General features: G+C 39.6%; 16 protein-coding genes and 1 pseudogene. 5 read left to right on the top strand and 12 right to left on the bottom strand.

Annotation, left to right across the window (positions count from 1 at the left end; all coding sequences use genetic code 11):
* Nucleotides 1–187: 187 nt before the first annotated feature.
* The 5 genes from H6G76_RS01430 to H6G76_RS01410 all read right to left on the bottom strand — a co-directional run bounded on the left by H6G76_RS01430 (nt 188) and on the right by H6G76_RS01410 (nt 5061).
* The gene (locus tag H6G76_RS01430) at nt 188–934 is read right to left on the bottom strand and encodes an ABC transporter ATP-binding protein (RefSeq protein WP_190694515.1); all 747 of its coding nucleotides are present in this window, start codon (nt 932–934) and stop codon (nt 188–190) included.
* Between the two features lie 107 nt (nt 935–1041).
* The gene (locus H6G76_RS01425) at nt 1042–1833 is read right to left on the bottom strand and encodes an ABC transporter ATP-binding protein (protein ID WP_190694513.1); all 792 of its coding nucleotides are present in this window, start codon (nt 1831–1833) and stop codon (nt 1042–1044) included.
* A gap of 108 nt (nt 1834–1941) precedes the next feature.
* Nucleotides 1942–2880 (bottom strand): branched-chain amino acid ABC transporter permease, encoded by a 939-nt coding sequence (locus tag H6G76_RS01420; RefSeq protein ID WP_190694510.1) that lies wholly within the window; start codon nt 2878–2880, stop codon nt 1942–1944.
* Between the two features lie 5 nt (nt 2881–2885).
* On the bottom strand, nt 2886–3836 hold the full coding sequence (locus tag H6G76_RS01415) for a branched-chain amino acid ABC transporter permease (RefSeq protein WP_190694509.1): 951 nt from the start codon (nt 3834–3836) through the stop codon (nt 2886–2888).
* Between the two features lie 7 nt (nt 3837–3843).
* Complete coding sequence (locus H6G76_RS01410) at nt 3844–5061, bottom strand: ABC transporter substrate-binding protein (RefSeq protein ID WP_190694507.1); 1218 nt, start codon at nt 5059–5061, stop codon at nt 3844–3846.
* Nucleotides 5062–5426: 365 nt separating this feature from the next.
* On the opposite strand from H6G76_RS01410, the gene H6G76_RS01405 reads away from it, so the two are divergent.
* The 4 genes from H6G76_RS01405 to H6G76_RS01390 all read left to right on the top strand — a co-directional run bounded on the left by H6G76_RS01405 (nt 5427) and on the right by H6G76_RS01390 (nt 9572).
* A complete protein-coding gene (locus tag H6G76_RS01405; RefSeq protein ID WP_190694505.1) occupies nt 5427–6977 on the top strand; it encodes an iron uptake porin in 1551 nt (516 codons plus the stop codon).
* A gap of 18 nt (nt 6978–6995) precedes the next feature.
* The gene (locus H6G76_RS01400; protein WP_190694503.1) at nt 6996–8198 is read left to right on the top strand and encodes an MFS transporter; all 1203 of its coding nucleotides are present in this window, start codon (nt 6996–6998) and stop codon (nt 8196–8198) included.
* A gap of 224 nt (nt 8199–8422) precedes the next feature.
* On the top strand, nt 8423–8995 hold the full coding sequence (locus H6G76_RS01395) for a CAP domain-containing protein (protein ID WP_190694501.1): 573 nt from the start codon (nt 8423–8425) through the stop codon (nt 8993–8995).
* 103 nt (nt 8996–9098) lie between these two features.
* Nucleotides 9099–9572: a tryptophan-rich sensory protein gene (locus H6G76_RS01390; RefSeq protein ID WP_190694499.1), complete on the top strand. Its 474-nt coding sequence runs from the start codon at nt 9099–9101 to the stop codon at nt 9570–9572.
* Nucleotides 9573–9661: 89 nt separating this feature from the next.
* Here the strand turns inward: H6G76_RS01390 and H6G76_RS01385 are convergent, their stop codons facing one another.
* The 4 genes and pseudogenes from H6G76_RS01385 to H6G76_RS01370 all read right to left on the bottom strand — a co-directional run bounded on the left by H6G76_RS01385 (nt 9662) and on the right by H6G76_RS01370 (nt 14019).
* A complete protein-coding gene (locus H6G76_RS01385; protein ID WP_190694496.1) occupies nt 9662–10651 on the bottom strand; it encodes a metal ABC transporter solute-binding protein, Zn/Mn family in 990 nt (329 codons plus the stop codon).
* A 171-nt stretch (nt 10652–10822) separates the two neighbouring features.
* Nucleotides 10823–11866, bottom strand: a pseudogene (locus tag H6G76_RS01380) (WD40 repeat domain-containing protein); the annotation flags it as partial.
* A gap of 100 nt (nt 11867–11966) precedes the next feature.
* Nucleotides 11967–12941, bottom strand: a complete 975-nt coding sequence (locus tag H6G76_RS01375; RefSeq protein WP_190694490.1) for a GTP-binding protein — start codon at nt 12939–12941, stop codon at nt 11967–11969.
* A gap of 217 nt (nt 12942–13158) precedes the next feature.
* Nucleotides 13159–14019 carry an HNH endonuclease gene (locus H6G76_RS01370; protein ID WP_190694488.1) on the bottom strand — a complete coding sequence of 287 codons (861 nt, stop codon included), beginning with the start codon at nt 14017–14019 and terminating at the stop codon, nt 13159–13161.
* Between the two features lie 366 nt (nt 14020–14385).
* Between H6G76_RS01370 and H6G76_RS01365 the strand changes: the two genes are divergently transcribed.
* The gene (locus H6G76_RS01365; protein ID WP_190694486.1) at nt 14386–15009 is read left to right on the top strand and encodes a Uma2 family endonuclease; all 624 of its coding nucleotides are present in this window, start codon (nt 14386–14388) and stop codon (nt 15007–15009) included.
* Nucleotides 15010–15021: 12 nt separating this feature from the next.
* Here H6G76_RS01365 and H6G76_RS01360 read toward each other — a convergent pair whose 3' ends face one another.
* The 3 genes from H6G76_RS01360 to H6G76_RS36835 all read right to left on the bottom strand — a co-directional run bounded on the left by H6G76_RS01360 (nt 15022) and on the right by H6G76_RS36835 (nt 18269).
* A complete protein-coding gene (locus tag H6G76_RS01360; RefSeq protein WP_190694485.1) occupies nt 15022–16317 on the bottom strand; it encodes an APC family permease in 1296 nt (431 codons plus the stop codon).
* A 187-nt stretch (nt 16318–16504) separates the two neighbouring features.
* Nucleotides 16505–17278: a LeoA/HP0731 family dynamin-like GTPase gene (locus tag H6G76_RS36840; protein ID WP_242056284.1), complete on the bottom strand. Its 774-nt coding sequence runs from the start codon at nt 17276–17278 to the stop codon at nt 16505–16507.
* A gap of 1 nt (nt 17279) precedes the next feature.
* Nucleotides 17280–18269, bottom strand: coding sequence for a GTPase (locus H6G76_RS36835; RefSeq protein WP_242056283.1), 990 nt, complete (start codon nt 18267–18269; stop codon nt 17280–17282).
* Between the last annotated feature and the right edge of the window lie 4 nt (nt 18270–18273).

The raw sequence follows: 18273 nt of genomic DNA, 5'->3' as shown, positions 1-18273 counted from the left end.
CTACTTTTTAAGGGGGGTTGGGGGGATCACAGAGTTTTCTAATAATCCCTAGGGAATATTAGAAAATAAAATTTTTGACTCAGTAATTTTTCAACTTAGCTAATTACGAGAAAATCTCACAACCAAACACTAAAAATTTTCTGATCTAGTCCCTAGCCTCTAGCCTTTATCTAGCCCCTAAATATAATTATCCTAAATAAGCTTTTTTCACGCGCTCATCACTAATTAATTCTGATGCTGCACCTGTTAAAGTGATAGAACCAGCTTCTAGTACATAGCCTCTATCAGCTATTTGGAGAGCTAGGTTAGCGTTTTGTTCAACTAATAAAATAGTCACGCCTGTAGCGCGGAGATTTTCAATAATTGAGAAGATTTCTCTAACAATTGCGGGTGCTAAACCTAAGCTTGGCTCATCTAACAATAACAGCTTTGGCCTACTCATTAATGCACGAGCGATCGCTAACATTTGTTGTTCACCACCACTGAGAGTTCCTGCTAGTTGATTACGCCTTTGTGACAAACGCGGAAATATTTCAAATTGGCGTTGAATATCTGCTTTGATTTCTGCTTGATTAGAACGAATATAAGCACCCAACATTAGGTTATCAAAAACTGTTTGCTTTGCTAATACTCTGCGTCCTTCAGGAGAATGAGCAATACCTAGCTGAACAACTTCGTGAGGCTGGCGGCGGGTAATATTATGTCCACTGTAAATAATATTACCATTCTTAGGATTAACTATTTTTGATATTGCTCTAAGCGTAGTAGTTTTACCAGCACCATTGGCACCAATTAAAGTGACTACTTCACCTTGATTAATAGTTAAATTAATATTTTTTAGGGCTTGGATACCGCCATAATTAACATCAAGGTTTTCTAATTCTAAAATTTTAAAACCTTGTTTATCTTCATATCGGCGTTCATCAGAGTTCATCGGCGGTTTTCCCAGTCGTTCTACTTATTTGTTAATTCAAAAATTTTTCCTATTCCTTATTATCCATTAAGTATAATTGTTTCTGTTTTTAGATTTTAGTAATAAATCTATTCATTTCCTAAATACGCTTCAATTACCGCCGGATCATTTCTCACTACGGATGGTTCACCTAAAGCAATCAGTTGTCCAAAATCTAAAACGGCAATGCGATCGCACAAACCCATAACTAATGGTACGTGATGCTCAATCAAAATAATTGTTAAATTGAAGCGATCGCGGATATTGCGGATAAATTCACTCAGTTGTTGTTTCTCGCTGGGGTTCATCCCGGCTGCTGGTTCATCAAGGAGTAAGATTTGCGGTTCTAAAGCCAAAGCACGGGCTATTTCTAAACGACGCTGATCCCCGTAGGCGAAGTTTTTGGCTTTTTCTGCGGTGCGATCGCTTAAGCCAACTAATTTTAATAATTCTAAGGCTTTTTGCTGACTGTTATACTCTTCCCTAAAAGCAGGTGGTAGCCCCAAAACTCCGGCGATCATGTTACTTTTATTATGCAAATGTCGGGCAATTATGACATTTTCTAACGCCGATAATTCTCCAAATAAACGTATATTTTGAAAAGTCCTAGCAATACCTAAAGCTGCAATTTGATGGGGGCGCAGTTGCGAAATTTCTTTGTTTTGATAAACTAATCCGCCACTAGATGGGGGAATTAAGCCTGTAATTAAGTTAAATAATGTTGTTTTCCCAGCACCGTTAGGGCCAATTAAACCAAAAATTTCATGTTGTTTAACCGTAAAAGATACATTATTAACTGCTACTAAACCCCCAAAACGGCGAGTTAACGAATTTGCCTCTAATATAACTTTGTGTTTATCTATAAGGTTAATTTGTGACATCTTTAATTTTGCATCTATAACAACCGCCAAGGTGATTATGACATCAACAGATAATCAAACTTAAAAACCAAAAAACTTTTAACTCTATAACCTGTCACCTATCACCTGTTACCTGTCCCCTCTTACCTTTCTTGCCCTACCTATTTTGAAAATATCAGGAGTTACTAAACCTTGAGGGAAGAAAATAGTTCCGATCACAATTAGTAGTCCAAAAATAATTAATCTGCCATCTCGTAAAAATTGCGCCAGCCAATTCGGTAAACCACCTGTATCTGCTATTCCCCGTAAAATTTCTGGTAAAGCTGTAAACACCATCCCACCAGCTATCGAACCTAAAAATGTTCTGGAACCACCAATTAAAACAAAGGTTAAGTAAATAATACTGGCATCAAATGTACCTTGTCGGGCATTCCAGGTGTTGAGAAAATGTGCGCTAATTGCCCCAACAATTCCTGCTAGAATTGCACCGAGAGTAAAAGCTAAAACTTTGTAGTATGTGGGGTTAATTCCCATCGCGCCTGCGGCTAATTCATCTTCGCGGATTGCAGTAAAAGCCCTACCTGTGCGAATGCGTTCTAAACGATAAAATAGCACCATACTCATTAATAGTAATGGCAAAGCAATCCATAAATATTCGATTTGTGTTTGGAAGGGTTGCGGGATACCAAAAATCCCAACAGCCCCACCTGTAATGTCTAAATTTAAAGAAAGAACTCGTAAAACTTCGACAAAAGCAATAGTAGCGATCGCTAAATAAATTCCGCGTAATCTTAAAGCTGGAATCCCTACGGCTGCACCCAATATACCAGAGACTAACCCAGCAATGAGCATCTCTAATAACAGTAAAGGTATAGGATAAAAATTACTGTTACTTTTAAAAACCTGTGTCGATAAAATTGCCGCAATATATCCACCCAAAGCATAAAATCCTGGGCTGGCTAATGATAATTGCCCAGTCATTAAAGGTAAATAAAGTGAAAGTCCGAGTAACGCCCCTAATACCATAGAGACGATTAACGAACCATAAGTTGAAAAAAATTCAGCCATATTAATTAGACTTTCTGAATGAATCGGCGACCTAGTAAACCTTGCGGTCTAACTAACAGCATGATAAATAATATTCCAAAAGCGACAGCATCTTTGTAACCAGAATATTCGCTAGGTACAAAAGCTTCTACTAATCCAATTAATAAACCTCCCAACACTGCACCAGGAATACTACCTAAACCGCCCAAAACTATCACAGCTAAACCCCGTAACCCAAAGGCTATCCCAAAGTAGGGGCCAGCAATACTCACACTAGAGGCGACTAAAGTTCCGGCTAAACCTGCTAAAAAACTGCTGATGAAAAATGTCAGAACAATAAAGCGATCGCTGTTAATTCCAAGTAAACTGGCTGTAGTTTGATCTTCCGCGATCGCTTGCATAGCCTTACCATATTTTGTTCGATTAATAAAATAGGTAAGAATTGCCACAATTATCACCGACACCACAAATATTAATACTTGTACGCTACGAATGGGTATTGGTTTATCGACATTACCAAAATTAATTGCAGGTGGTAAATTACCAAAAGTATTAGCCGGATAAGTATAGCTTTCTGCACCTACTAAATACTGAATTACATTGACAATTACTACTGCGACACCCAAGCTAGAAACCACTGTTAATAATGGGTCAGATCCTTGACGGCGTAAAGGTAGAAAAGCAACACGTTCCATTGCTACCCCTACCAGTCCTGCTAAGGTGCTACCGATAATTAGGGCAACAGCAAATGGTAATTGCACAGGTAAGGTAGCATTAGCCAGTAACCCGTTAAATCCAAAAGTTCCACCCATGAGTGCATAGGTAAAGTATGCACCCAATGTAAAAATTGCACCATGCGCTAAATTGATGATGCCTAAAATGGAATAAACTAGGGTATATCCTAAAGCAAAAATTGCATAAACGCTGCCAATTGATAACCCATTTAATAATTGTTGCAAAAACAGACTAATATCCATGTAGCTACTATTTTAAAAATGTAAATTTGCCTTTACTACCGTCTGCTTCCATTTTGATTTGAGCTACATAAAAATCTTTTTGTACCACCTCACCCAAGGGTGTAAATCCAATTTCACCTAAGGGTGTATTATATGTTCCTGTTAGAATTTGTTTGTTTAATTCGGTTCTTAATTCTGGCAATTGCAACTTATTGACTTTGTTTTTTTGATCTAAAGATTTCAGTGCTTCGACATATACCTGAACAGCCGCAAAAGCTTGTGCGCTAAATTGTGGGGGTTCTTTTTTATATTGGTCTACATAAGCTTTACGAAATGCTGCATTAATCGCACCTGGATGTTCTGGGCTGTATGCTTGAGCAATTAATACACCATCACATAATGCTTTACAAACTGGGAGTATATTTGAGGTATTGAGGCCGTTACCACCAACAATTACACCTTTGTAGCCTAATTCTCGTAATTGTCTGACTAAGTTACCACCATCAGCAGCTAAACCAGAAATAATCACTAAATCTGGTTTTAAGTTAATGGCATTGGTAGCTTGGCTTTGAAAATCTGTATCGCTAGTTTGAAATTTTTGGACTGTGACCAATTCCAAACCTTGCTGTTTAACTGTTTGTTGAAAAATTTCGGTTTCTGATTTGCTAAATGCATCATTTTGGGCATAAAAAACTGCAACTCTTTTAATGTTAGGATTGAGTTTGAGTGCAGCTTTTACCGAATTAGGCGCAACCACAGAAACAGGTGCAGAAACACGAGCCACATAATCACCAATTTCTGGTATACCTTTAGCTGTGTTTGATGGGCCAAGCACTGGTACTTTAGAACGTTCTGCAATGGGGTCAGCACTAAAGGCTTGTTGCGACAATGTTGGGCCTACTATTCCCACCACTTTATCTTTATTTATTAAAGTTTGAAAGGCGTTAATTGTGCCAGCTTCATCACCAGCAGTGTCTTGAAATACTAATTTAATTGGTGTGCCATTGACACCACCTTGATCATTAAAATACTTTTCGGCAATTTTAGCTCCAGCAACTTGTTCTTGACCGAGTAAGGCAACGTTGCTAGTTTGAGCGACAGCAATACCGATAGGAACTGTGGCTGAGGTATTAGTTGTAGTGGTAGTAGAAGTATTTGTATTTGTGCTAGTGTTACCACCGCAGGCGGTCAATATAAGAGCGCAAGTAGATAATAATGCTGTGGAACGAGCGATCGCGTTTTTCATTGATAAATAATTATACTGTTGTTAGAGATTTTACAAAAAAGTGGTAAATAATCTCAAATGGTTAACATTTGAGATTATTTATAGGGTTGCAAGAAATTTATTAAAGCATTTTTATTTGACCATGCAAAGGCCAAGACCAGAGTGTTAGCCAATACAAATTATTGCAGATACTAAGATGCAAAATTTGTGATCTCAACTTGAAATCTTTACTTTAGAAATCAAATCGGATGGCTATATATATGGAAATAATTAAATAAATTCTGAGTAAAAATCCTAAATTGGTGCAATCTATTGAGGTGGAAAGCACAGTTGATGATATTCTGTTCGTGAGTTTGATCATGCAGATATCACCGTAGGCGATCGCAATGCTGAAGTGGCTATTATGTGTTGGCTTGATATTCCAAAGCAGTTCCGTACTGGCTCAGTCCTCTCAAAATGCTGATGATATCTCGACATTGGCTGATCAAGTAACCTCAGTCAGCCAACTACAAGATGTACAACCGCAAGATTGGGCTTTTGTCGCTCTTCAATCTTTGGTTGAACGTTATGGCGTTATCGCTGGTTATCCTGATGGCACTTTTCGCGGGAATCGTGCCATGAGTCGCTATGAATTTGCGGCTGGTGTGAGTACTGTTTTAGAGAAAGTCAATCAATTAATTAATACAGGAAAAGAAAATTTAGTTACCACAGAAGACTTACAAACTTTGCAGCGACTTCAAGAAGCATTCGCCGCAGAGTTAGTAGGAATACGTGGGCGAGTAGATACTCTCGAAGCTAACACCGCCCAAATAGAAGCAAATCAGTTTTCCACGACTACTAAGCTACAAGCTCAAGTTATCTTTGCGGTGAATGCAGGAGGTTTTGATAGTGAGAGAATTATCGCCCCTAGAGGTATAACGATCGCGGAAGATAACCCCAATCCCACTTTTATTTATCGAGCTAACTTAGATTTAAATACTAGTTTTCACGGTACAGACTTACTTAAAATCCGGTTGGTGACTGGTAGTGATGGGGCGAATGATAACGCGGCTGGCTTTTTGGAACCTAACTTAGGTAGTACCTTAGACTTTTCTATTCCAGGACGAAATGGTCAATTTAGTTTGGCGCGATTGTACTATACCTTTCAACCTACTCAAGATTTAAATATAACTATTGGGCCAGCTATTATTGGCCCTGATTTTGTCGATAAAAATCGTTATGCTAACATCAGCTTTTTAGATTTTTCCACACAAGCTTTCGTCGCCAACTATATTTTGCTTCCCCGTCCAGGGGGTGGTGGTGTTGTGATAGATTGGCAACCCAAAGCTATCCCAATTAAATTACGAGCATTATATGTGGCAGGTGATGCCACAAATTCACTACCAGAAAACCAAAGATTAGTTGGCGGTGGTGCAGCAGAAGATATTCGACTATTCCCAATCGCCGGCGGTGGTGCTGATGGTGGTTTATTTGGCGATCCTTACCAGGGATTTGTGGAACTGGAATATGCGCCGAGTCAAGCTTTGGCAGTGCGGCTGCAATACAGTGGTGGCAGGTTGTTTGGCAGTAGTTTTCAAGGGTTAGGGGTGAATTTTGACCTAGCATTAAGCCAGCGTATGGGAGTATTTGGTCGCTACGGTTATGCAAGTTATCCCAACACCACATTAGGCGACCTTAATCCTAACTATTGGATGGCTGGGTTGGCGTTCCGAGATTTATTTGTGAATCGCGCGATCGCTGGGCTGGCAATTGGTCAACCTTTGATTGACAATGCTGTAGGAGATGCTACCCAAACAAACTTTGAAGCTTTTTATAACTTTCCTATCAGTAACAATATCCGGGTTACCCCGTTAATTCAAGTCATCGCCAATCCTGCTAACCAGGATGCTAACGGTACGATTATTTCTGGCACTTTACGGACAGTGTTTTCCTTCTAGGTATTTACTAAAAAACCTATGACACAGCCAAATTCCGAGTCTCTGTTGACTAAAGCGACTTTGCTGGCGGTCAGTTCCTTAACTGTGATGGCGGGTGCAACTATTGCCCCTTCTCTACCAGCAATGCAAGACCATTTTACGGAAGTTGCGAATGTCGAATTTTGGGTCAGATTGGTTTTAACTATGCCAGCATTGTTTATCGTGATTGGTTCGCCGATCGCTGGCATAATTGTTGACCGACTAGGACGTAAACCTTTACTGTTAACCTGTGCTGCATTGTATGGTTTTGCAGGCTGTTCTGGTTTTTTTCTCAACTCTTTGTTTGCGATTTTGGGCGGTCGTGCTTTTTTAGGTTTAGCCGTGGCGGGGATTATGGTTAGTGCTACAACCCTAATTGCCGACTATTACGTAGGGGCGGCACGAGCGACTTTTATGGGTTTGCAAGCCGCCTTTATGGGTTTGGGAGGAGTGATATTTTTATCTGTGGGTGGTTCTGTAGCTGAGGTTAACTGGCGTTACCCTTTTTTGATTTATCTGTTTGCTTGGGTGCTATTGCCTTTAATTCTGATATCAATTTACGAACCGCGTCGTCATAATTGGGAGACGCAACCGCAAGAAAATCAAGAAAACGTTAATTTTGCTACGCCTACCAATCTGCTAATACTGATTTTTGGGATAACTACACTCTCCCAAATAATTTTCTACTTAATTCCTGTCCAGTTGCCCTTCTATCTCCGCACTTTAACCAAAGCAACCCCAGTGCAAAGTGGCTTGGCGATCGCACTCATTACACTTTTTAGTGCTTTTGCTTCGATGGGTTATGGTGCTGTGAAACGACGGTTAGACTTTGTAACTATTTTACCGATTATCTTCGCTTTCTTAGGCATTGGCTACACGATTATCGGTACAGCGAATAGCTATGCAATAATACTTTTAGGTTTAGCGATCGCTGGTTTAGGATTAGGCTTACTCATGCCCAATATGAATGTGTGGTTATCTGCCAGCGTTCCAGATGCCATTCGCGGCAGGGCGTTAGGTGGACTGTCTACATCAATGTTTTTGGGACAGTTTCTTTCACCAATTCTCAGCCAGCCTATCAGCCAAAACTTTGGTTTAGGTACGACTTATACCCTATCCGGTGGTCTATTAGTGGTTTTGGCAATTGCTTTTACTGTGATGAAACGACAGGTCAAAAATTTCACGGCTGCTAAGGCACTGTAAAAAGGTGAAACTGCAAGTCTTTAAATTTTGCGATTGTCTAGATTTTTCTAGTACATCTGTATAGCAATCGAAGTAGAGCTTAGGGAATCAACAGATGATACAACTTAGACACCAAAAGGCTTTTAAGCCTGTTACCTGTTACCTGTCCCCTGCTATACAAAAAGCTATGATCAAACTAACCCCACTTTTTTGTGGGGTTTTGTTTTGTGGGTAGGACAGCAACAATGTATCAGAAACACAAACCCCAAAAAAAATTACCTTACATGATGGGGTTAGGATGGGTAGCGATCGCCATGTTAACTACAGGATGCGAAGAACTAATTGAATATTTGCCACCATTACCAAATCTGGAATTATCACCACCTCAAGCATCACAGCCTTCTCTACCTACTCAATCGTCTAAAGCAGCCGATATGGAAGCAGCAGTGCGTCAAGGGATCAACCAAGTACGCCAAAAAAATGGACTCCAACCTCTAAAGAATAATGAGAAACTAGCGCAGGTTGCCCGTAACTACAGCCGTCAGATGGCCCAAAAAAAGTTTTTTAGTCACACAGGCGCAGATGGTAGCACTTTGCCAGATAGAGTAAGTGCGGGTGGTATCACTTATTGGATGATTGGTGAGAACTTATTCACCTGCACGAATGTTCCGCGACCTGTACCAGCAGCAATTCAGGGTTGGATGAACAGCCCCGGACACCGAGCAAATATTTTACGTCCTATGTTTAGAGAAACAGGTGTAGGAATCTGGCGAGTAGGTAATACATACTACATGACGCAGTTATTTCTGCGAGGTTAGGTACTGGGTGTTGACTGTTAACTGTTGACTGTCTGAGGATAGGTGCAGCGATCGCAACTTAAGATTAAACTACAAGTGTAGTATTAATTTGCAGGAACGCCTCGTGAAAACAAGATGGATCATCACAGCAGTTTCAGCTGCGTTGTTTTTTGGAGGTAGTTTGTTCACCTCCCTGCGCGACCCTTGGTTTCAAAACCTGCAACGTCCGAGTTGGTTGACCTTTGAGTTTCTCATCCCCTTTATCTGGACTTTCATCTGGCTGTGCCTCACCATCTCTGCAATTATTGTTTGGGAGAAAAGCGCCAGAAAAGGTTCGCGTCCTTGGCATTTGATGGCTATTTATGCAGCGATCGCTTTATTAACATCCCTTTACAGCCCCGTTGTGGTAGAATTTCGCAGCCTGACGGGTGGAATCATTGTTGGCGGTTTAGCAACGCTGTTAGTTTATATTCTGGCTTTTATCATCAAGCCAATTTCTCAAAAAGCTTCCTGGCTATTTCTTCCCTATGCACTTTGGGGGCCATTTGGTACATATCTAACTTGGTTATTACTACAACTCAATAGCCCTATCAAATGATACTTTTGTAGTCAGGCAATAGGCAACCCAAAAGAAGGCAAGTAACAATGTACTGATTATTTTCAAAAATCAAATACTAGTCCTATCTACTAGTTACTAACTTTGGGCTGAAATATCAAATAAGTTCCACCTAAACCTTCAACAATTGTGCGTGTGTTAGCCTCCATCATTTTTTGATAAGTATCACCATCACTTTTCGGTTCACCAAGTCCATCTGTATACAGGCTTCTTTCGGAAACTCTTACTTCTGCTGCTTGTGCTACCGATTGAAGTAACTTAGAGTTAGTTGCCGTCTCAGCAAAAATTGTCGGTACTTCAGCTGTTTGAATATTTTTAACTAAATTATCTACCTGTGCATCTGTCGGTCTTTTTTCTGGGTTAATTCCAGCTATCACCCCTACCAATGGAACGCCATAAGCTTTGGCATAATAAGCTAGTGCATTATGGGATGTGACCAATTTACGTTTATCACGAGGAATAGTAGCAATTCTTGATTTTATCCAACTGTCTAATTGGGTTAATTCATTCTTAACTTGTTTACTATTGTTAGTATAAATTTCTGCATTACTAGGGTCTAATTTTTTTAAATTGTTGCTAATTATTTCCACCATTTTGATACCATTTTTAGCATTGTGCCAAACATGGGGATCTGTAACTCGCTGCCTATTTTCGATAAATCTTTGTGGTTTAGGAACTGCCACCTGACTAACAGCTATTTTTGGTGCAGTATTGCTAGTTGATTTAATAATTTTGATCAAGCTTGGTTCAAAATTATAACCGTTGTAGAAAACTAGATTAGCTTGGTCAATAGCTTGGCGGTCTGCTGGTTTTGGTTCATAAGTATAAGGATTTGTACCTGGAGGTATCAAACAGGCAAGGTTAACTGTATTTTCCGCAACTTGTTTAACTAAGTCACACAGTACGCTGGTTGTAGCTACAACATTAGGAAGACTCTGATCAACTGTTGTAGTTTGAGTGTAAGAGTTACTAGCAGCTTGGTTTCCACACCCAACAAATCCAACTGCCAAGGCTAAAACAACAACACGTAAAGAATTATTCAATAGTAATTTTTTGAGCATAATCAAGTTTTACAAGCTTTACTGAAGCTAACAATAATCATTGTTATTTAATAACAGTGAAATGTTAGATATTCAGGACTAAGCTATAAACTAAGTAGCTGACAGAAAATGGGTAAACCAGGATACATGAAAATACCTCTTCAACTTTTTTCTATTTTCATACGTTATACTTCAGACTTCAGTTGACCAGATAAGTAATTCGCCTTGTTCACCACCTGCGGCGAGAATCTTGCCTTGAGGATGCCAAGCTAAGGTAGAGAACCCGGCGTTAACACCTGTGAGAATTTGACAGACTTGCTGGGCTTCTTGCCACAAACACAATAAGCCATCAGCAGCCGCCGAAGCCAGCAAAAAGGATTGGGGTGCAAATGCGATCGCAGATATGACATCCATATGATTAGTTAACACTCGCGCTTCCCAACCCAAAGAATCATCCTCTAACTTTTCCCAAACTACAATCCCATCAACACTAGAAGATGCCAATATGGGCGCACCTAGTTGGGTAGTCGCTTCTGACCACGCCAGGTGACGAATCTTTCCCGGAAAGCCACGCATCACCCAAGGGTCGGGGTTTTCCCATTCCAATACTGTAACGCTGCGATCCATATTGCCGGAAGATAAAAATTTGCCGTCGGGCGACCAAGCCATCGCTACACTAACAGTCGGCATACTGAGAAAGTATGGTTCTTCATCCCAGTTTTGATTCTGCCAAATCTTGACTCCTTGATAACCGCTAATGGCTAAGTACTGTCCATCCCTGCGCCAATCTATACCCAAGACTGAGGAGTTATCAAAATTCAAGGTGACAACTATCTCACGCCGATTTGCGTCCCACACTTGTGCATAACGCCCCAAACTAAAAGCTAGTTGGTTGCTAGTAGGACTCCAAGCTAACTTATCCACCCAGGTGGGGGCATTTTCTAAAGTGGCAATTAGTTCATTTTCTTGCCAAATTTTTACCTGTCCGTCCTGTCCACCAACCGCTAAAAATTTTCCATCGGGCGAAAAAGCAACGCAATCTACAGACTTGCCATTACCAGTTTGCAAAATCACTAATTCGCCATCATTCCATAAAACAACTTCTCCAGCCGCAGAAGTAGCAGCTAAAGTTTTACCTTGTGGCGACCAAGTTATTGCTGTTACATAGTCTGATAGTGTTCCTGAATAATGTTGTTCAAAATCCTGGAATTTGCTGGTTGTCAAGTTCATAATCTGAAGTGTGAAGTGTGAAGTATGTAGACGCTTTTAGCGGCTTGCCGCAGGCTAGTCTTAAATTTTATCCTTTAACCTCCTGCCTTCTGCCTCCTGCCTTCAGTTATACTAAACAAGTATGAAAATCTTGTTTTAACTTTGCTTCGTCTAAATTGCGACCAATAAAAACTAGTTCATTTTTGCGGGTTTCGGTTGGTTTCCAAGGTCTATCGGGTCTGCCATCAAATATCATATGTACCCCTTGGAAGACAAAACGGTTATCTTGTCCAGCAATATTTAAGATACCTTTCATTCTAAAAATATCTGGGCCTTGGGTACGCAATAATTCACTCATCCAAGTATGTAATTTATCTCCATCTATTGCCCCTTCTGCTACTAAAGCCACAGAGTAAACAGTTTCGTCATGTTCGTGGGCATCTTCGCCTAAAAAATTTGGATCAATTTCTAAAGCGCGGTTGAGGTCAAAAGCTTGTACACCCAATAATGCATCCATTGATAATTCGGAGTTGCGAGTGCGGTAAATTTTGGCGATCGCATTCATCCCCCGAATCCGCTTTTCTAATTCTTCTAACTCTTCTGGTTTAACTAAATCAGTTTTATTAAGTAAAATCACATCCGCAAATGCAATTTGTTCTTGGGCTTCATCTGCATCCCAATGCTGCCAGATATGCTTGGCATCTACTACTGTCACCACTGCATCTAAAGACAGTTGAGTTTGCATATCTTCGTCAACAAAAAAGGTCTGAATTACAGGTGCAGGATCAGCTAAACCCGTAGTTTCAATTACTAAATGGTCAAACTTATCACGTCGTTTCATCAAATTACCGATGATGCGAATTAAGTCACCGCGTACTGTACAACAGATACAGCCGTTATTCATCTCAAAAATTTCTTCATCGGCATCAATCACCAATTGGTTATCAATGCCCACTTCCCCAAATTCATTGACAATCACAGCAACTTTTTTACCGTGTTCATAGGTGAGGATGTGGTTGAGTAGAGTTGTTTTACCTGCGCCTAAATAGCCAGTCAAAACAGTAACAGGAACTGCTGAATCTGTCATTACATCAGCCACCATATTATTAAACCCTCTTGTCTCACCTGGATGGATAATCATTATCACCCATGATAAGCGGTTTTATTTTTTTGTGTGAATTTACAGATAATTTAGATATTAAAAAATTTAACAACTATCTTGAGTAGTATTTAAATAACGGAAGTTGTTGCAGCCAGAGGTAGCAGATCCGTTTACATTCCACCTAAGCGGCTTCGCTCACTCCATTGCGCTAGAATATTTAGCTTTTTCGGAAAATATACTCTCGATGATAATTAAGATAGCGTTGATGTTGAGGATCTATTTGACTCAAGCTTAATAAGGGAGAAATTCCCAATACTTTAGCATCTGATTCACGTAAAAATGCTGAAATCACCATTATTCCTGCATTGTCAAAAGTTATAAAACCCTCATCAAAAGCCGCATCGAATGAAGGTGACAGAAGCAAGCCATTGAAAGGATCAATAGATTCCTTCACGTCACACATTGCCCAAGGCTTTATATGTGATGCTCTCAGCAAAGAAAGTTCTTGGCATCCAGTAACCGCACAAACTCTCCAATAATTAACTAATTCATCCCGAAACTTTCCTTGCCCAATTCTCGCTTTTACAACTGTTTCCCTCTGGTTTACCGACAACTCTAAATATTCACTAGTATTTTTAGATAATCCATTGTCATCTATTGTTCTAGAAATTATCCAAGCAAAGGAATGGGCATCAAGCAGAGAAACCTCTCCTTCTAATTTATCAGCAAGCAAAACTTTTAGCTCTGATAGAATTCTATTAAAAGTTAAGTAATTTTCCCAAGAACATTTGTAATATGTTGAGAAATCAACTCCTAGCAAATAAAATGCCTGATCAAAATACTTAGGAGCTATCGGCATATAACGAGTTCGATCCTTGAGAAATAGTAAGTATGCAATCAATGCATATTTACGACCAAACAGGTTAACTAAATTCTCAAAAGCATTAAGGTCATCAGACTTGCGATACAAGGAGTAAAATGTTAAATCATAAGCGGCAATGTTTGTTAAATCTTCAAAAGCAGTATGTAAATTGTGATGTGGTCTTTTTTCGTCACCATATCTTGACTGCCATTGCACTAAATTGTTATTAGGTAACTCAATTGCTGCAATAACAGAACGAGAAATACTTCCTTTCCCGATATCTGCTTCTCACCAAGTTTCAAATTGTACTAATTTTCTGGCAGTATGATAGATATCAGATTTATAACCTTCTTCCCTCTCTGTATATGGATTTGAACTAAATGATGTCAAATCTAATCCACTTTCTTTTATGACTTGTTCTCTGAATCGTTGAAACTGTTGCTCGAATAAAAATATGTCAATCATGGTCTAAGTTTGCTCACTCGCATTAAAAAGAAAATATCTCAAAGCTAATTAAGATTGGACTTGGCGTTTTTACGTCAAATAGCTAGCATTTCTAAAGCAGCAATTCTCTAAATATTTATGACTCAAGCCATACCCAAGTTAGTAACTTTTGAGGAATTTGTCGATTGGCTACCTGAAAATTCCAGGGTACGCTACGAACTGCATAATGGAAGTATTGTTGAAATGGCACAACCAGTAGGAGACCACGAGGAAGTCAAAGGGTTTTTAGGTATCGAAATTCCTTTTGAAATTAAACGTTTAGGACTACCCTACATTGTCCCTAATCAAGCTATGGTTAGACCTCTGGAAAAAGATTCTGGTTATTTTCCCGATGTTTTGGTGCTAAATCAGGCAAATCTTGCAAATGAACCATTATGGAAAAAAGCATCTACCATCAGTTTAGGTGCATCAATACCTTTGGTAATTGAGGTTGTATCAACTAACTGGCGGGATGACTATTACATAAAATATGCTGATTATGAAGAAATGGGTATACCCGAATATTGGATTATAGATTATGCGGCGTTGGGTGGACGTAATTTTATCGGTAATCCCAAACAACCGACAATCTCTGTTTGTAACTTAGTAGATGGGGAATATCAAATCAGTAAGTTTCGAGATGATGAGCGTATTATCTCTCAAACTTTTACCGAATTGAATCTTACCCCAAGCCAAATTTTTCAAGCTGGTTTGGTATCTTAATCTTTGGGCTTTTTACACTACCGATGATGTAGCCCGTCGAACTTTATGCCAAATTAACCCAGCCACAATCAATCCTAAACCAACTTGCCAGATAGCAGACTCTACCCAAAAGGCTAAAAATAAACAAGATAACAGGCCCAACCAGCCTATCCATGCAGGATATAGTCTTTCAGATGAATTCAGTTTGAGAGAAGCTAAGTTGGTAATGGCGTAATAAATTAAAACGCTAAACGCACTAAACGACCAAGTAGTTTTTACATTACCTATCAATACTAAAAAAGCGATCGCCATTCCCACCACAATTACAGCCCAGTATGGTGAATTTTGTTCGCGGTTTAATCTAGCTAAAAATCTGGGCGCATCCGCACGACGACCCATTGCTAATAACACGCGAGATAATCCTAAAATCAAGTTTAATAGCACACCCAACATAGCTGTCATTGCACCAACAGCTAAAACCAAAGCTGCACCTGAACCCCCTACACTGCGGGCTACCACTTCTAACGGTGCTGCTTTTGTTTGTTCTGTAGCGTTAGTTAAAAAATCTACACCAACAGCCCCAATTCCCACGGTTGCGACAACTATATATAACAACATTGTCAGCAGCAAACAAATAATCATCGCTTTAGGAATTGTATCTCTAGGCGATCGCGCTTCTTCTCCCATTGTGGCAATGCGACCATATCCAGTGTAAGCAACAAACATCAGCGCGCTAGCATGAAGTATTGCCCCCGGAGAAGTAGTAAAAAAAGGTGTCAAATTTGCCATACCCGTAGTCGCAGCACGGGGCAAACAAATCAAAATAAATAAACCTAAAGATAGTAAAGTTACTGAAACAATTACCGTATTAGCTATATTAGACCGTCGAATCCCACTTAACACAATCACGGTCATAACTACCACAGCTAATACAGCCACAGGTACAACCCAACTGCTATTCCACCCCAAAATATTCAGGAAATACCCAGCAAAACCTAAAGCGGCGGTAGCTGCGGAAGCAGTTTTCGCTACTAAAAACATCCAACCTGCGGTGAAACCAAAGGCGGGAGTCAGGTATTTATAGCCATATTCATATGTACCACCACTAACAGCATGATTAGCAGCCAACTGGGCGCTGTTCAGTCCATTACAAGTCGCCACAATTGCCCCTATTATCACCGCCAGAATTACGGCTGGCCCAGCTATCCCCGCAGCAATACCAATACTGACAAATACACCCGTACCAACAATTGAACCTAATCCCATTAAGGTTGCACCAAAAACCCCTAACTCGCGTTTAAGTTGGGGCGGTGAATTGCTAACGGACATCTTTGAGATCTCCTGATTTAGATTGATAGAAAGGATATCACTACATCAAGATTGGTCGATAGTGGCGGCGATACAAAAACAAAAAGTCTAATTCACTAGGTATTTTGCCAAGAGGATTAATTTTATGATCTGCGATCGCCCATCTCTAAAGTCTCATGTAGTGAGATCGCTTGCTATTAGCTTTTCTTTAAGTTCCAGGATTTTCTGTTGCCTTTGTTATGTAGCGAAGCATTAATTCAAAATCTTGGCGGATTTCTAAAACTCTTTTAACCCAAGTATTTGAAGCTGCGATCGCATTTTCTTCTTGTTGACGAGCATTGATAATTTGTTGTTCAATCTCTCCATAGACCTGTTGTTCAAATTCACGTAATTGCAATTCCATCTGATTTTCTAAGTTTTTAGCAATTGCTTGAAACTGGCTGGTAATATCACTACGAATATCTGCCATTTGTTTTTCTCGCTGCTGTTCTTGTTGGGCTGTATAAGCATCTGACGCTAATGAGACAAGTGCCAGTGCAGGCCCAAGAAACATAGCTGCATTACCGAGATTTTTAGCTATCCCAACTGCTTGCCAAGGTTTAAAATCAAAGCCAACAAATTTTCCTACTGCTAAAACAGTCTGATGTAAACCGCTACCTGCTACATCCATAGAACGTAGAAAACCACCGCTACTACTAGCCGTAGATATGAATTCTCGCTTGGCAAAATTGCTTAACTCGACTCCTGCTTTCTCGCCGATATCTTTTAGCCAGTTAATTTGACCTTTAATTCGGTCTACATCTATATCAGCATTGACATTACTAGCAGAGATATTTTGATTTTTTTCTAAGCAAGTTATGAAAGTTTGTACTAGATTACCTTGCAGTACTTCTTCAACTTCTTGCCGAATATCTCCTACTGCTGTGTTAATAGCATCTTGCAGTTTTTTTTCTGCTTTTTCATAGTGCTGTTGCACATTCATCTCAGTCTGCTGGTTCAAGATAGTAAAATCTTGATCGCTTCCTACAGCAGTAGCAAGGTTTGTCCCTTCCTTGGCGACTCCTGCTGACATTTATTTGTAGAGCTATATTTTTAACTGTAATTCGCAGGCGATCGCGTTCTTTACGTACTGTGCGAGATAAGCGTGTTAATACTTCTAAAAAAGCCGAGTCTTGGTTAGAGTTGCGTGTAAAACTTAACTGAGCTTCATCAACACAACTGAGTACTATTCGGATAGGCGTATCAAAACGAGCTAAGACTGAACGGCTTTTAACAAATTTATTCAGTTCATGCAGAAAAGTTTGGAAGCGACTGATATCAATTAAAAATTCGTCACTTTGATCTACTCCCTCACAATAGTCTTTAGCATCAATAAAACATACAGGAAATTCATCAAGTCTATGAGGTTTAATCGCTTCTTCTAGACTGTGACGATAGTTAGCAATCTTTTGGGCTTCTTCTCCTGCTTCATCAGACATTTTATTGATAACAAGCATCATTTTCCAACGATAGCCTTTTTCGTAGGCTAATTTTTTAAAATTTGCTACCGTTACGGAATCAAACAGCATATATGTCAAGCAAAACACTAGCAAATCAGCTTTATTGATAGCATCATAAGTTATCGCATCATGGTCTTTACGGTCTGTAAAAAGTCCAGGGGTATCAATAATTTTGATACCGTTACAGTCATAACTAGCAGTTGTATCTGTAGCAATATCAGAATCAATGCGAATATCCCGTCTTCCTGTCAGAGCAGAAATTGTGGTAGATTTGCCTGCATTATATTGACCAACAAAAGCTACCGACAGAATTCCTTCTTGGTGATGAGCTTTTAATTCCTCTCGCAGCTTCTTACGAATAGCTGAAAATTCAGGATGTTTACCTTCAGATAGAATTTCATCAAATTTTACTAAAGTCTTCTTAAACTTATCATTGATAAGGGCAGCGTTAAAACCTTGTGTTTGATGGCTCATATTT

This window comes from Nostoc sp. FACHB-152, from assembly GCF_014697475.1.
In the GTDB taxonomy this organism is placed as follows: Bacteria; Cyanobacteriota; Cyanobacteriia; order Cyanobacteriales; family Nostocaceae; genus Nostoc_B.
This window is presented reverse-complemented; position numbering and strand designations above follow the sequence as displayed.

What these genes read in the sequence shown, in the direction of transcription:
- H6G76_RS01430 (WP_190694515.1), bottom strand. Translation starts at nt 934, where the DNA reads ATGAACTCTGATGAACGCCGATATGAAGATAAACAAGGTTTTAAAATT.
- H6G76_RS01425 (WP_190694513.1), bottom strand. Translation starts at nt 1,833, where the DNA reads ATGTCACAAATTAACCTTATAGATAAACACAAAGTTATATTAGAGGCA.
- H6G76_RS01420 (WP_190694510.1), bottom strand. Translation starts at nt 2,880, where the DNA reads ATGGCTGAATTTTTTTCAACTTATGGTTCGTTAATCGTCTCTATGGTA.
- H6G76_RS01415 (WP_190694509.1), bottom strand. Translation starts at nt 3,836, where the DNA reads ATGGATATTAGTCTGTTTTTGCAACAATTATTAAATGGGTTATCAATT.
- H6G76_RS01410 (WP_190694507.1), bottom strand. Translation starts at nt 5,061, where the DNA reads ATGAAAAACGCGATCGCTCGTTCCACAGCATTATTATCTACTTGCGCT.
- H6G76_RS01405 (WP_190694505.1), top strand. Translation starts at nt 5,427, where the DNA reads ATGCTGAAGTGGCTATTATGTGTTGGCTTGATATTCCAAAGCAGTTCC.
- H6G76_RS01400 (WP_190694503.1), top strand. Translation starts at nt 6,996, where the DNA reads ATGACACAGCCAAATTCCGAGTCTCTGTTGACTAAAGCGACTTTGCTG.
- H6G76_RS01395 (WP_190694501.1), top strand. Translation starts at nt 8,423, where the DNA reads ATGTATCAGAAACACAAACCCCAAAAAAAATTACCTTACATGATGGGG.
- H6G76_RS01385 (WP_190694496.1), bottom strand. Translation starts at nt 10,651, where the DNA reads ATGCTCAAAAAATTACTATTGAATAATTCTTTACGTGTTGTTGTTTTA.
- H6G76_RS01375 (WP_190694490.1), bottom strand. Translation starts at nt 12,941, where the DNA reads ATGGTGGCTGATGTAATGACAGATTCAGCAGTTCCTGTTACTGTTTTG.
- H6G76_RS01365 (WP_190694486.1), top strand. Translation starts at nt 14,386, where the DNA reads ATGACTCAAGCCATACCCAAGTTAGTAACTTTTGAGGAATTTGTCGAT.
- H6G76_RS01360 (WP_190694485.1), bottom strand. Translation starts at nt 16,317, where the DNA reads ATGTCCGTTAGCAATTCACCGCCCCAACTTAAACGCGAGTTAGGGGTT.
- H6G76_RS36840 (WP_242056284.1), bottom strand. Translation starts at nt 17,278, where the DNA reads ATGAATGTGCAACAGCACTATGAAAAAGCAGAAAAAAAACTGCAAGAT.
- H6G76_RS36835 (WP_242056283.1), bottom strand. Translation starts at nt 18,269, where the DNA reads ATGAGCCATCAAACACAAGGTTTTAACGCTGCCCTTATCAATGATAAG.